11 protein-coding genes are annotated in these 13,067 nt (G+C 59.7%); 6 read left to right on the top strand and 5 right to left on the bottom strand.

The window, feature by feature from the left end; all coding sequences use genetic code 11:
- Window positions 1-2: 2 nt before the first annotated feature.
- Window positions 3-1,478: an NAD(P)H-hydrate dehydratase gene (locus tag PH552_RS13325; protein ID WP_112340776.1), complete on the bottom strand. Its 1,476-nt coding sequence runs from the start codon at window positions 1,476-1,478 to the stop codon at window positions 3-5.
- 349 nt (window positions 1,479-1,827) lie between these two features.
- On the opposite strand from PH552_RS13325, the gene PH552_RS13320 reads away from it, so the two are divergent.
- The 3 genes from PH552_RS13320 (at window position 1,828) to hspQ (ending at window position 4,182) form a co-directional block, all read left to right on the top strand.
- Entirely contained in the window at window positions 1,828-2,166 is a 339-nt protein-coding gene (locus PH552_RS13320; RefSeq protein ID WP_015339877.1) for a P-II family nitrogen regulator, read from the top strand.
- Between the two features lie 62 nt (window positions 2,167-2,228).
- Entirely contained in the window at window positions 2,229-3,638 is a 1,410-nt protein-coding gene (glnA, locus tag PH552_RS13315) for a type I glutamate--ammonia ligase (protein ID WP_112340777.1), read from the top strand.
- 214 nt (window positions 3,639-3,852) lie between these two features.
- Window positions 3,853-4,182 (top strand): heat shock protein HspQ, encoded by a 330-nt coding sequence (gene hspQ / locus PH552_RS13310; protein ID WP_112340778.1) that lies wholly within the window; start codon window positions 3,853-3,855, stop codon window positions 4,180-4,182.
- 136 nt (window positions 4,183-4,318) lie between these two features.
- Here hspQ and PH552_RS13305 read toward each other — a convergent pair whose 3' ends face one another.
- Window positions 4,319-4,978 carry an invasion associated locus B family protein gene (locus PH552_RS13305; RefSeq protein ID WP_112340779.1) on the bottom strand — a complete coding sequence of 220 codons (660 nt, stop codon included), beginning with the start codon at window positions 4,976-4,978 and terminating at the stop codon, window positions 4,319-4,321.
- A gap of 263 nt (window positions 4,979-5,241) precedes the next feature.
- Here PH552_RS13305 and PH552_RS13300 point away from each other — a divergent pair, with 263 nt between their 5' ends.
- Window positions 5,242-7,053 carry an extracellular solute-binding protein gene (locus PH552_RS13300; RefSeq protein ID WP_112340780.1) on the top strand — a complete coding sequence of 604 codons (1,812 nt, stop codon included), beginning with the start codon at window positions 5,242-5,244 and terminating at the stop codon, window positions 7,051-7,053.
- 91 nt (window positions 7,054-7,144) lie between these two features.
- The gene (locus PH552_RS13295; protein WP_112340781.1) at window positions 7,145-7,816 is read left to right on the top strand and encodes a DsbA family oxidoreductase; all 672 of its coding nucleotides are present in this window, start codon (window positions 7,145-7,147) and stop codon (window positions 7,814-7,816) included.
- 80 nt (window positions 7,817-7,896) lie between these two features.
- On the opposite strand, the gene PH552_RS13290 is transcribed toward PH552_RS13295, so the two are convergent.
- A complete protein-coding gene (locus PH552_RS13290) occupies window positions 7,897-8,484 on the bottom strand; it encodes a TetR/AcrR family transcriptional regulator (RefSeq protein WP_169645983.1) in 588 nt (195 codons plus the stop codon).
- 168 nt (window positions 8,485-8,652) lie between these two features.
- Here PH552_RS13290 and PH552_RS13285 point away from each other — a divergent pair, with 168 nt between their 5' ends.
- On the top strand, window positions 8,653-9,075 hold the full coding sequence (locus PH552_RS13285; RefSeq protein WP_112340782.1) for a RidA family protein: 423 nt from the start codon (window positions 8,653-8,655) through the stop codon (window positions 9,073-9,075).
- A gap of 91 nt (window positions 9,076-9,166) precedes the next feature.
- Here PH552_RS13285 and mfd read toward each other — a convergent pair whose 3' ends face one another.
- Both mfd and PH552_RS13275 read right to left on the bottom strand, forming a co-directional pair.
- Window positions 9,167-12,667 (bottom strand): transcription-repair coupling factor, encoded by a 3,501-nt coding sequence (gene mfd / locus PH552_RS13280; RefSeq protein ID WP_112340783.1) that lies wholly within the window; start codon window positions 12,665-12,667, stop codon window positions 9,167-9,169.
- Window positions 12,664-12,978, bottom strand: a complete 315-nt coding sequence (locus PH552_RS13275; protein WP_112340784.1) for an FAD assembly factor SdhE — start codon at window positions 12,976-12,978, stop codon at window positions 12,664-12,666. The genes mfd and PH552_RS13275 overlap by 4 nt, the downstream gene beginning before the upstream one ends.
- Between the last annotated feature and the right edge of the window lie 89 nt (window positions 12,979-13,067).

Below are 13,067 nucleotides of genomic sequence, written 5' to 3'. Positions count from 1 at the left end.
CGCTATAGCGGCTTGACGGCCGCGACGAGATCTTCAGCGGTCAGCCCCTTGCCGGCATGCTGGCCCGCAAGGCCGTGCAGCCAGACGCTGGCCGCTGCGGCTTCGAAGGCGGGCGCGCCCTGCGCCATCAGACCGCCGACAATACCGGCCAGCACGTCGCCTGCGCCGGCCGTGGCAAGCCAGGGCGGCGCATTGGCATTGATCAGCGCCCGGCCGTCAGGGGCGGCAATCACGCTGTCGGCACCCTTGTAGATGATGGCGGCGTGGGCTCTCGCGGCCGCGGCCCTCGCCTTGTCGATCTTGCTCAAAGCTTCGTCCGCAGCAATATCGGGAAAGAGCCGTGCAAACTCCCCTTCATGCGGCGTCAGCACCAAGCGTGTCGGTCCCTCGGCAAAAGCATCGAACAATCGCTGCGGCTCGTCGCGAAACGACGTGATGCCGTCCGCGTCCAGCACCAGATGGCGATCTGCAAGCGCGAGGCAGAACTGGCGCGCTTTTTCTCCGGCGCCGAAACCTGGTCCGAGAATGAAGGTCGAGAGCCGCTGATCGGCGAGCCATTGCCGCAACGACGCTTCATCCCCGACCGCGTGCAGCATGATTGCGGTCAGCAGGCCGGCATTGACATCAAGCGCTTCCGGCGGCGAGGCGATGGTGACGAGCCCTGCCCCGGCCTTCAGCCCCGCCATGGCCGACATGCGTGCAGCACCGGTTGCGTTCGGACCGCCTGAAAAGACGACCAGATGACCGCGCTTGTATTTGTGCGTCTCCGCGCTGGCCGAAGGTATCTCAGCCTGCCACTGCGCCGGCGCATTTTCCGCGATCCGATTGTCGGCATGGGTGCGAACGATGCGCGCGGGAATGCCGATATCGAAAACCTCCAGCTCGCCGCATAGATCGCGGCCCGGCAGGAGAAGGTGGCCCGGCTTGCGCGTCATAAAGGTCACGGTGCGCGTGGCTTGGAAGGCGGCGCCGAGAATCCGGCCGCTACGCCCATCGATGCCGGACGGCAGATCGACGGCGATGACAGGAACTTGCGCCTCGGCGGTTCGCGCAATGACCGCGGCAACTTCATCAGGAACGGAGCGGGAAAGCCCCGCGCCGAAGATGGCGTCGATCACCACATCGCCGACCTTCGGAACATAGCTGCCGATCGCCGCGCCTCCGACAGGACAATCGGCAAAGGCACTGATAGCATCGCCCTTGAGCCGCTTGGGATCGCCGAGATGGAAAAGCCGCAGTTCGGCGCCGGCCTGCTGCAGCGCGCGTGCAGCGACATAGCCGTCCCCGCCATTATTGCCCGGACCGCAAAGAACGATATATCGATGCGCCTCGGGAAAGTGCCGGAGCGCTGCGGCAGCGACAGCCTGACCGGCCCTTTCCATAAGCCCATAGGAATCGATACCGGACGCGGCGGCAGCGCTGTCGACAGCGGCCATATCGTCGGGCGTGAGAAGCAGGTCGGCAAGCGGCAACATCATGACGGATATTATAGATGCGAAATCTGCCTCAAAAACAACCGTTTTCACAGCATGCGATTTGATTGATAAATATGCATTTGCATAATAATTAAACAATAACATTCAATGGCTTGCCGGGGCATAGACATGGCCTGCGTGGCACTTTTTTTGCGAAATTTTGCTTATCCCGTGCATTTCGGCGCGAAATCGCTTCCATTTTTCCAAAAAATCCTCATCAATCCATCGTCTCGGTACGAATTCACCGGGATTTTCTACGGCAGCTCGTTCGCAACTGGCATGATACGTGCATTACGTTGGCCGAGCGGGGAGTAGTCCTGCTGTAACAGAAGAAGCGGAGAGACATTTTCTCATGAAAAAGATCGAAGCGATCATTAAGCCCTTCAAGCTCGACGAAGTGAAGGAAGCCCTTCAGGAAGTCGGCCTGCAGGGCATCACCGTCACGGAAGCGAAGGGCTTCGGTCGTCAGAAGGGCCACACGGAGCTTTACCGTGGCGCCGAATACGTCGTCGACTTCCTGCCGAAGGTGAAGGTCGAGGTTGTATTGGCGGACGAAAATGCGGAGGCGGTGATCGAGGCCATCCGCAAGGCCGCACAAACAGGCCGTATCGGCGACGGAAAGATTTTCGTTTCCAACGTGGAAGAAGTCATTCGAATCCGCACCGGTGAGACGGGCATCGACGCCATTTAATCCGCCCGGTCCCTGCGGCCGCGGCTCGTTTAATCGTCATCTAAGTCAAGGGAAGCAATTTAATGACGACCGCAAGCGAAATATTGAAACAAATCAAGGACAACGACGTAAAGTTCGTCGACTTGCGCTTCACGGATCCGAAGGGCAAGCTCCAGCACCTCACCATGGATGTGGTCTGCGTCGACGAAGATATGTTTGCCGATGGCGTCATGTTCGACGGTTCCTCGATTGCCGGTTGGAAGGCCATCAATGAATCCGACATGGTGCTGATGCCCGATCCGGATACGGTCCATATGGATCCGTTCTTCGCACAGTCCACCATGGTGATCCTCTGCGACATCCTCGACCCGGTCTCCGGCGAAGCCTATAACCGCGATCCGCGCGGCACCGCCAAGAAGGCTGAAGCCTATCTCAAGGCCTCCGGCATCGGCGACACCGCCTTCTTCGGCCCGGAAGCCGAATTCTTCGTCTTCGATGACGTCAAGTACAAGGCCGATCCCTACAATACCGGCTTCAAGCTCGACTCGAGCGAACTGCCGTCCAACGACGACACCGATTACGAAACGGGCAACCTCGGCCACCGTCCGCGCGTCAAGGGCGGCTACTTCCCTGTCCCGCCGATCGACAGCTGCCAGGACATGCGCTCCGAGATGCTGACGGTTCTGGCCGAAATGGGCGTCGTCGTCGAAAAGCATCACCACGAAGTCGCAGCCGCCCAGCACGAGCTCGGCATCAAGTTCGACACGCTGGTGCGTAATGCCGACAAGATGCAGATCTACAAGTATGTCGTGCACCAGGTCGCCAATGCCTACGGCAAGACGGCAACCTTCATGCCGAAGCCGATCTTCGGCGACAACGGCTCGGGCATGCACGTCCATCAGTCGATCTGGAAGGGCGGCAAGCCGACCTTCGCCGGCGACGAATACGCAGGCCTCTCGGAAAGCTGCCTCTATTACATCGGCGGTATCATCAAGCATGCCAAGGCGATCAACGCCTTCACCAACCCGTCGACGAACTCCTACAAGCGTCTCGTCCCGGGTTATGAAGCTCCGGTTCTGCTCGCTTACTCGGCCCGCAACCGTTCCGCCTCCTGTCGCATCCCGTTCGGCTCCAACCCGAAGGCAAAGCGCGTCGAAGTCCGCTTCCCCGACCCGACCGCCAACCCCTATCTCGGCTTCGCCGCCATGCTGATGGCCGGCCTCGACGGCATCAAGAACAAGATCCATCCCGGCAAGGCCATGGACAAGGATCTCTACGATCTGCCGCCGAAGGAGCTGAAGAAGATCCCGACGGTTTGCGGCTCGCTGCGCGAAGCTCTGGAAAGCCTCGACAAGGACCGCAAGTTCCTGACGGCCGGCGGCGTCTTCGACGACGACCAGATCGATGCCTTCATCGAGCTGAAGATGCAGGAAGTCATGCGCTTCGAAATGACCCCGCATCCTGTCGAATACGACATGTACTACTCGGTCTGATATCGAACACGAAAGCCCCGGCCTGCCGGGGCTTTCTCCACGATCGGGAAGCCGGTGGCAGGTCTCCCGCCCGATAGCGTCCTCGCATTGAGCGATCGCGTGGCTCGAACGAATGACCCGGGCCGAATGTGACAGTTCGATGAAGGAATGGGGGCAAAATCCTTGATATCAGTGGTGAAAGTCACCACATGATTGCTTGAAAGGAAGTCGTGCCATGAAACAACGAAACGCAAAATTCAACATTGGCGACGTGGTTCGACACCGGATGTTCCCCTTCCGCGGTGTCATCTTCGATGTCGATCCGGAATTCGCAAACACCGAGGAATGGTGGAATTCCATTCCGGCCGAAGTGCGGCCTGAAAAGGACCAGCCATTCTATCACCTTCTCGCCGAAAACGACGAGACCGAATATGTCGCCTACGTGTCAGAACAGAATCTGATCAACGACGAGAGCGGTGTCCCTCTCCGCAATCCGCAGATCGCCCAGATTTTCGACCGGGCGCCGACGGGCCAGTTCAAACCCAAGATGAGCTTCGCCCACTAAGCGCCTGCCAGATAAATTCTTTTTAAAAGGGAAGATGCCCCAAGCGTCTTCCCTTTTTCATTTTCGAGACACGACCGATAGCATAAAAAAGCCCGGATCGCTCCGGGCTTTTTCAATAAGGCAAACTTCTAGAAGCTTACTGCTGCTTGGCGGCCTTCTGGGCGTCTTCCAGCTTCTTGCGCGCTTCCTCGGCCTTCTTCTGCATGCTGTCCTGCAGGCTCTTCTGGCTTTCAGCAAGCTTGCTGTCGGAGATTGCCGGACCGTCATAAGCGGCACCGAAGCCGGTGAGCGAAATCTTGATCGGGTTCGGTGCGCGGCGGAAGTTTATCGAGGTGAAGGTCACATCCGTGCCCTTCTTCAGCGAGTTGATCATCGCGTCGGTCAAGGGCACTTCGGCCGTGCACTTGTCCGGAAGGCAGACGGCGTAATCGAGCTTCTGGCCCTTGCCGCCATCAACCTGCATGGTGATGCCGGGGGGGATCAGGCGAGCCGTCGGAACGGAGATCTGCAGGATCTTGCGGTTGACCTTGCCATCGACGGAGATGAGGCCGACTGCCGTGACCAGCTGGCCGTTGTTTGCCATGATCAGGTTCTGCACGATGCAGATGTCGGCATCGTCCTGCTTGGTGCAGGTCTTGTACCAGCCCAGGCGCGGCTGATTGGGATCGTTGCCGCCATCGGCAGGAGCTGCGTTGGACGCGTCCTGAGCGAATGCAGCAGCCGGCATGGCCGCGCCGATCATGAGAGCCAGAGCAGAGAGACCTGCCCGCATTTTGTTGTCAGTCTTGAACATCATAGCGAAACCGCCTCCTGAAATCCGCTTCGGAACGACAGCGCGCCGTCCCATGCAATTCGGGTCAAACCGTCGTCCACCTGTCGAATGAATAAGGCAAATACATGACCCGAGAAACCCGGCACCCCTGTTACATCGCACCGGCGCGGATATCCAGCTTTTCTTTGGCCTTTTCTGCCAAGTCCTAAGATTTCCGCAGTCGCGTGTTGAATTCGGCACGCTCGTGATAATGTTCGGCCGAATCGTACCTTACCGGAAAGGATGCCATGCAAGCGCTCCGGATCGCTGTCCTCCTGTTCTTAGCAGCCTTGTGCAACGCCGCCGCGGCGCAACCGCTCTATAGCATTGCCACGCATGGAGATCCGGCCCTGCCGGCGGACTTCAAGCATTTCCCTTACGTCAATCCGGATGTGAAAAAGGGCGGGCGCATCAGCTATGGCGTGGTCGGCACCTTCGACAACCTCAACCCTTTCATTTTGAAGAGCATGCGCACCACGGCGCGCGGCATGTGGGATCCGGAATTCGGCAATCTCATCTATGAACCGCTGATGGTGCGCTCGCGTGATGAACCCTTCACGCTTTACGGATTATTGGCACAGACGGTCGAATGGGACGACAGCAGGAGCTACATCCAGTTCAACCTCAATCCCGCCGCCAAATGGTCCGACGGGCAGCCGGTCACGCCCGACGACGTGATCTTCACCTTCCAGCTCCTGCGTGAGAAGGGACGCATACCCTTCTCGTCCTGGCTCGACACGATCGGCGCGATCGAGAAGGTCGGCGAACATAGCGTCATGGTCCGATTCAACGAGAAGGCCAATCGCGAAACGCCCCTCATCATCGCCTCGTCGCTGCCGATCCTGCCGAAACATGCGACCAATTCCGACAATTTCGATCGGACCACGCTCGGCATTCCGGTCGGCTCCGGTCCGTATCGGGTGAAAAGCGTCGATCCCGGCCAGCGAATCACCTTCGAGCGCAATCCCGATTATTGGGGCAAGGACATTCCGACGAAGGTCGGCGTCGACAATTACGATCAGATCGTGGTGAGCTACTTCCTGCAGGACACGACCTTGTTCGAGTCCTTCAAGAAGGGCGATATCGATATCTATCCGGACGGCAGCCCCGCGCATTGGCAGCAGGCCTATAATTTCCCGGCCGTCGGCTCCGGCGCCGTCGTCAAGGAGACGTTTACGCCGAAGCTGCCGAGCGGCATGCTGGGCTTCGTCTTCAACATGCGCCGGCCGATGTTTGCCGACAAGAATGTGCGCAAGGGCCTGACACTCGCCTTCGATTTCGAATGGTTCAATCGCAATCTGGCTTCCAGCGCCTATACACGAACGGAAAGCTACTGGCAGAATTCCGATCTGTCCTCCTTCGGCGTGCCTGCCAATGCCAACGAGCTTGCCATGCTTGGTGCAATCAAGAACCGTATCGATGCCGACGTGCTTGACGGCACCTACAAGCTGCCTGTCAGCGATGGCACCGGCCGTGACCGCAAAATCCTGCGCAAGGCGGTCAACTTCCTCAAACAGGGCGGCTATACGATCAAGGGCGAACGCATGGTCGACAGCGCCGGACGGCAGCTCAGCTTCGAGATCATGACGCAGAACGCGGATCAGGAGCGTATTGCCATTGCCTATCGCCGCTCGCTGGCGCTGCTCGGCATTGCCGTTACGATTCGCACCGTCGACGATTCGCAATATCAGCTGCGCACGACGAATTATGATTATGACATGATCATCAAATCCTATCCGTCGTCGCTGTCGCCAGGCATCGAACAAGTGCCGCGCTGGGGCTCTGCCGCCGCCAAGATGCCGGGCAGCCTGAACTTTGCCGGCGTCGACGACCCGGACGTCGATACGCTGATCGATCACTTCCTGACGGCGCGCTCGGCCGATGATTTCCGCGACGCCGTGCGTTCCTTCGATCGCATATTGATTTCAGGCTATTATGTCGTGCCGCTTTACCATATCGCACAGCAGTGGGTGGCACGGCGCAGCCATATCGCCCATTCCGACGTACTGCCGCTCTACGGCTATTATCTGCCCGCATGGTGGGATGCCTCGGCTCAGTAATGCTGTGTGGTTCCCTTTCGGTAACCGGTTGAAGCTATCGGCACAAAAGCCTAGATGGTGAAGGCTAGCCCAAAACCGAAAGGACAAAACCATGGAACGCATTACGATCGACGTCGTCTCGGACGTTGTCTGCCCATGGTGCTATCTCGGCAAGGCCCGCCTGGAGCTTGCCATCGCCGAGGTACAGGACGAAGTGGGCGTGGATCTCAACTGGCGGCCCTATCGTCTGAACCCCGACTATCCACCTGAGGGCGTCGACCAGAAGAAGGCACTCGAGCAGAAGCTGGGCGGCGCGCAGCGTGTCGCTGAGGGACACAAGATGCTGACAGATCTCGGCCGCGAGGTCGGCATCAAGTTCGATTTCGACGCCATCAAGATCGGCCCCAACACACTCGATGCGCACCGCCTCATCCACTGGGCCGTCACCGAAAGCCGCGAGAAGCAGGACAAGGTGGTCGATGCGCTCTTCAAGGCCAATTTCGAAGAGGGCCGCAATGTCGGCGATCATGCCGTACTGCTCGATATTGCCGAAAAGGCCGGTCTCGACCGTTCCGTCATATCAACCCTGCTCGCCTCCGATGCGGATCGCGATCTGATTATTGGCGAAATCGACGCCGCCCAGAAGATCGGCGTCAACGGCGTGCCCTTCTTCATCTTCGACCAGCAATATGCCGTCAGCGGCGCGCAGACCCCGGACGTGCTTGCCGGGGCGTTGCGCGATATCGCAAAGATGAAGACGGAAGCGCGCTCGGGAATGAACTAGGCGGGATTCCGCGTTTCGATCATAGCTGCAAGAGATTCCACGAATCGCAGATCGCGGAAATAGCCGAGTCATAGCCGGCATCAGGTCTTTGCCAGCAATCCCGAAGCCATTGCCCGGAAGGCCTCTATCGCCTTGGGCAGCACGTCCGCCGGTTTATCGCTGGCGGCAACCCAGAGGGCAGCATTCAGCGCTGCGCCTGAAATGAGGCGGGCTGCCGCCTCGGCATCGACAGGTTTGACCACCTCTTGTTCCAGAAGCTTCGAAACCGTCTGCCGTGTCCCCGCGAGACAGCTGTTCTGGCTGGGCCATTTCGAGGGATCACCGAGCACCGCCGGCCCATCAAGCAGGACGATGCGCTGGACCTCCGGATCGAGAGCCATCTTGATATAGGCCTCACCTTCCGCAAGCAGGCCTTGCCAGTCACCGTCCGCTTGTGCGCCGATCTCCTTCGCCCGCAGTGCCATCTCATGATCGATCTGATCGACGACGGCGGCGAGCAATCCCCGTTTGTCGCCAAAATTATGATAGAGGGCCCCTCTCGTCAAACCGACATCTGCCGTCAGCTCGTCCATCGATGCCGCGGCGAAGCCTTTTTCGGCAAAAGCTTTCCGCGCAGCGGCAATCAGCTTGTTGCGATTTTCTTCCATCGTTTCCAGGCGCTTTGCCATATCACTCTCAAATTCACATACGTTTCGTATTTGAAATATTGACATACGCCGCACATATGAATATTTCACATACACGTCGTATATAAAATCAAACGGCACTTTGGAATGGCTGCCAAAGCTTGTGTCCTTCTGATCTTTTCCCGTCAACACGAATAAGAGGCGAATATAATGACGACCAGGAATGCAATTTTCCCGAAGAACAGACATGCGCTTTATGAGGAGCACGGCTATTCCGCTGCAATCCGTTCGGGCGACCTGCTGTTCGTCTCCGGTCAGGTCGGTAGCCGTGCGGATGGAAGTCCGGAGCCGGATTTCGAAAAGCAGGTTCAACTTGCCTTCGACAATCTGAGAGCAACCCTGGAAGCCGCAGGCTGCACCTTCGACGACATCATCGATGTCACCACGTTTCACACCGATCCGGAGCGGCAGTTCGGCGCGATCATGACCGTCAAGAACCGGATCTTCACCGAAAAGCCTTATCCGAACTGGACGGCAGTTGGCGTCAACTGGCTGGCGGGCTTCGATTTTGAAATCAAGGTCATAGCGCGGATTCCGGATGCTGGGGAGATGCGTGAGCCACAGGCGGCTTGAGGATATGGTCAGTTTCGGCCCGCAGCGGAAAATGGTTGCGGCGGGCCGGCCCTTCATCAGCCGCAAAACTGCTGGCTGAGAGAGACGCCTCCTACTTCGCCAATTCCGCCAGTTGCGTCATGACCACGGCCGCCCCCTGCAGTCGCTTTTCCGGCGTCGGCAGGTCGCGGGTCAGGAAGACACTGTGGTCGGGACGGATCTTTGCCATGGTGCCCTGCTTGGCGATATAGCCGACGAGGTTGGGCGGGTTCGGGAATTCCTTGTTGCGGAACTGCACGACGACACCCTTCGGGCCGGCGTCGAGCTTCTCGACATTGGCGATGCGGCAGAGCGACTTGATGTAGACGATCTTCAGAAGATGCTGCACCTCGATCGGCAAGGGGCCGAAGCGATCGATCATCTCGGCTCCGAAACTGTCGATCTCTTTCAGCTCGGTGATCTCGCCGAGACGGCGATAGAGCGCCATGCGCAGATGCAAGTCGGGCACATAATCATCGGGGATCATGACAGGCGTGCCGACGGAGATCTGCGGCGACCAGCCGGTATCCTGGATCTCGTCGACGCCCTTGACCTCGGCAACGGCCTCCTCGAGCATCTGCTGGTAAAGTTCGAAGCCGACTTCCTTGATGTGGCCGGACTGTTCCTCGCCGAGCAGGTTGCCGGCGCCGCGGATATCGAGATCGTGGCTTGCCAGCTGGAAGCCGGCGCCGAGCGTATCCAGCGACTGCAGCACCTTGAGCCGGCGCTCCGCCGTCGTGGTCAGTACCTTGTTGACGGGCAGCGTGAAGAGCGCAAAGGCGCGGACCTTGGAGCGACCGACGCGGCCGCGGAGCTGATAGAGCTGGGCCAAGCCGAACATGTCGGCGCGGTGGACGATCAGCGTATTGGCCGTCGGCACATCGAGGCCGGATTCGACGATGGTGGTGGAGAGCAGCACGTCATAACGGCCTTCGTAGAAGGCGTTCATGATGTCTTCCAGCTCACCGGCCGGCATCTGGCCATGGGCGACCGCCACCTTCAACTCCGGCACATCCGATTGCAGGAACGCATGGATATCAGCGAGATCGGCAAGACGCGGACAGACATAGAAGCTCTGGCCGCCGCGATAATGCTCGCGCATCAGCGTTTCGCGGATCACGAGGGAATCGAAGGGCGAAATGAAGGTGCGCACCGCCATGCGGTCGACCGGCGGCGTGGTGATGAGCGACAGTTCGCGTACACCGGTCATCGCAAGCTGCAAGGTGCGCGGGATCGGCGTCGCCGATAGCGTCAGCACATGCACGTCGCTCTTCAGCTCCTTCAGCCGCTCCTTGTGCTTGACGCCGAAATGCTGCTCCTCGTCGATGACGAGCAGGCCGAGATTGGCGAATTTGATACCGGCGCCGAGCAGCGCATGCGTGCCGACGACGATATCCGTCTTGCCTTCGGCCACTTCCTTCTTCGTCAGCGCCAGATCCTTGGCGCCAACCAGGCGGGATGCCTGCTGTACCCGGATCGGCAAGCCGCGGAAACGCTCTGAAAAGGTCTTGAAATGCTGCCGGGCAAGCAAGGTCGTCGGCACCACGACAGCGACCTGCACGCCATTCATGGCGGCGACGAAGGCAGCACGAAGCGCCACCTCTGTCTTGCCGAAACCGACGTCACCACAGACAAGGCGGTCCATCGGCCGGCCGGCGCCGAGATCCTCACGCACCGCCTCGATGGCGTTCATCTGGTCGTCGGTCTCGTCATAGGGGAAGCGTGCAGCAAACTCGTCGTAGAGCCCTTCGGGCGAGGTCAGCACCGGCGCATGGCGCGTCAGGCGCTCGGCCGCAACACGGATCAAGTCACCAGCGATATCCAGAAGGCGCTTCTTGAGCTTCGCCTTGCGCATCTGCCAGGCGCCGCCGCCGAGCTTGTCGAGCTGCGCCTCGGTGCCCTCGCCGCCAAAGCGCGAGAGCAGATCGATGTTCTCGACCGGCAGGAAGAGTTTGGCGTCGTCGGCATATTGCAGCTCAAGGCAGGCATGCGGTGCACCGGCAGCCTCGATGGTCCTGAGGCCAACGAAACGGCCGATGCCATGCTCGGCGTGAACGACGATCGAGCCTTCGTCGAGCCCCGCCACTTCCGAGATGAAATCGGCGGCGCGCTTGCGGCGCTTGGAGCGGCGCACCATGCGGTCGCCGAGAATATCCTGCTCGCCGATGACGACGAGATCCCCAGCCTCGAAGCCGGCTTCGAGGCTGAGTACGGCGGCAGCCGCCTCGCCCTTCGCCAGGCCGCTGAGATCCTTGAAGGCCTCAATCGTCTTGACGCGCGCCAACCCGTGTTCGGAAAGCACCTGCAGGAGGCGATCGAGCGAACCTTCGGTCCAGGCCGAAATCAGCACCTTGCCGCCCGCCGCCCGCTTGTCGGCAATATGCTTGACGACCGCATCGAAGACGTTGACGCGCTCGCTATCGGCTGTGTCAGTCGCTGGCCGCGCCCAGCGCGGCCCCTGGCGGGCATCAAGCTCGATGACGCGGCGCGCCTCGCCCTCATGCTCGTTGAAGGGTGAGATGCGGATGGCGCCAAAGGCATCCAAAGCGCTGCCGAAAGCCTTGCCGTCGAGATAGAGCTGGCCGGGCGTAACCGGTTTATAAGGCGTGCCCTGCGCCATCTGCCCCTTGGCTTGTTGGCCGGAATGCAGGCGGGCATCGTAATAGTCGAAGACCAGCTTGGAACGCTCCTCGGCTGCCTCGCGCACGGTGTGATCCGTCACCAAACGGAAGCCCTTGAGATAGTCGAAAACCGTCTCGAGCTTCTCGTAGAAGAGCGGCAGCCAATGTTCCATGCCGGCATAGCGACGGCCTTCCGACACGGCGAGATAGAGCGCATCGTCGCGCGTGGCGGCGCCGAAGGCGGAAAGATAATTCTTGCGGAAGCGGCTGATCGTATCCGGCGTCAGCGTCACTTCGCTCATCGGATTGAGATCGAGCGAACGCACCTGCCCTGTCGTGCGCTGGCTTGCCGGATCGAAGCTGCGGATGCTTTCCAGCGTATCGCCGAAGAAATCCAGGCGTACCGGCTCTTCCGTGCCGGGAACGAAGACATCGAGAATGCCGCCGCGCACGGCATATTCGCCGACCTCGCGCACGGTCGCCACGCGATCGAAACCGTTGCGCTCCAGGCGGGCCGCGATGTCGTCCATCCGGACCTGATTGCCGGGACGGGCCGAGAACGCCAGGCTCTCGATAATGTCCTGTGGCGCCACCTTCTGCAGCATGGCATTGACGGTCACCAGCACGATCGCCGCATGCGGCTTGCGATGATGCGCGATCAGGCCGGACAAAGCCGCCAGGCGCCGCGCCGAGGTATCGGAACTCGGGGAAACGCGGTCGTAGGGAAGACAATCCCAGGCAGGCAGGGTGAGAACCGGGATTTCGGGCGCGATGAAGCCGAGCATCTGTTCGACATCGGCCATATGCTGGCCGTCGGACATGACATAGGCGATCGGCTGACCGGTCTTTGCCATTTCGGCAATCAGAAACGGCTCTAGGCCGGCCGGCACATGACCGACCGTCATCGGCTCGCTGGCGGCGAGCAGCTTCTTCGCGTCGAAACCGGGGATCATTTCGTTAATCCGAACCTTTCGGCGATCTCTTCGAAATCGGGCTTGTACGAGGCCAGACGCTGAAAAAGCGGCGTCTGCAGATGCTGCGGCGTCGGCTGGCTGCCGAGAATCCACTTGAGGAGATCATTGTCCTCTTCGGCCATGATGCGCTCGAGCTCATCCAGTTCAGCTTCAGCGAGGCCCGGCAGCTCATTATCGGCAAACTGGCCGAAGACCAGATCCATCTCGCGGATGCCGCGATGCCAGCAACGGAAAAGGATGCGCCGACGGCGAGGATCGAGATCGGCACTGCTGAGGGTCAGCCCAGTCATCAAAAACACCTTTATGTTGATGCGTCTCTATAAAACCAGTGCTCAAAGGTGGGAACCGGTTTTTCAGAAAAAAGCACCTGCAATGCAAT

The sequence above is a fragment of the Rhizobium aureum genome (assembly GCF_030182495.1).
GTDB classification, from domain to species: Bacteria; Pseudomonadota; Alphaproteobacteria; order Rhizobiales; family Rhizobiaceae; genus Rhizobium; species Rhizobium tropici_C.
Note: the sequence above shows the minus strand (reverse complement) of the source record. Positions and strands in the feature narration are given on the sequence as shown.

Excerpts from the sequence above, each read along its gene's own strand:
- PH552_RS13325 (WP_112340776.1), bottom strand. The coding sequence starts at position 1,478 with ATGATGTTGCCGCTTGCCGACCTGCTTCTCACGCCCGACGATATGGCC.
- PH552_RS13320 (WP_015339877.1), top strand. The coding sequence starts at position 1,828 with ATGAAAAAGATCGAAGCGATCATTAAGCCCTTCAAGCTCGACGAAGTG.
- glnA (WP_112340777.1), top strand. The coding sequence starts at position 2,229 with ATGACGACCGCAAGCGAAATATTGAAACAAATCAAGGACAACGACGTA.
- hspQ (WP_112340778.1), top strand. The coding sequence starts at position 3,853 with ATGAAACAACGAAACGCAAAATTCAACATTGGCGACGTGGTTCGACAC.
- PH552_RS13305 (WP_112340779.1), bottom strand. The coding sequence starts at position 4,978 with ATGATGTTCAAGACTGACAACAAAATGCGGGCAGGTCTCTCTGCTCTG.
- PH552_RS13300 (WP_112340780.1), top strand. The coding sequence starts at position 5,242 with ATGCAAGCGCTCCGGATCGCTGTCCTCCTGTTCTTAGCAGCCTTGTGC.
- PH552_RS13295 (WP_112340781.1), top strand. The coding sequence starts at position 7,145 with ATGGAACGCATTACGATCGACGTCGTCTCGGACGTTGTCTGCCCATGG.
- PH552_RS13290 (WP_169645983.1), bottom strand. The coding sequence starts at position 8,484 with ATGGCAAAGCGCCTGGAAACGATGGAAGAAAATCGCAACAAGCTGATT.
- PH552_RS13285 (WP_112340782.1), top strand. The coding sequence starts at position 8,653 with ATGACGACCAGGAATGCAATTTTCCCGAAGAACAGACATGCGCTTTAT.
- mfd (WP_112340783.1), bottom strand. The coding sequence starts at position 12,667 with ATGATCCCCGGTTTCGACGCGAAGAAGCTGCTCGCCGCCAGCGAGCCG.
- PH552_RS13275 (WP_112340784.1), bottom strand. The coding sequence starts at position 12,978 with ATGACTGGGCTGACCCTCAGCAGTGCCGATCTCGATCCTCGCCGTCGG.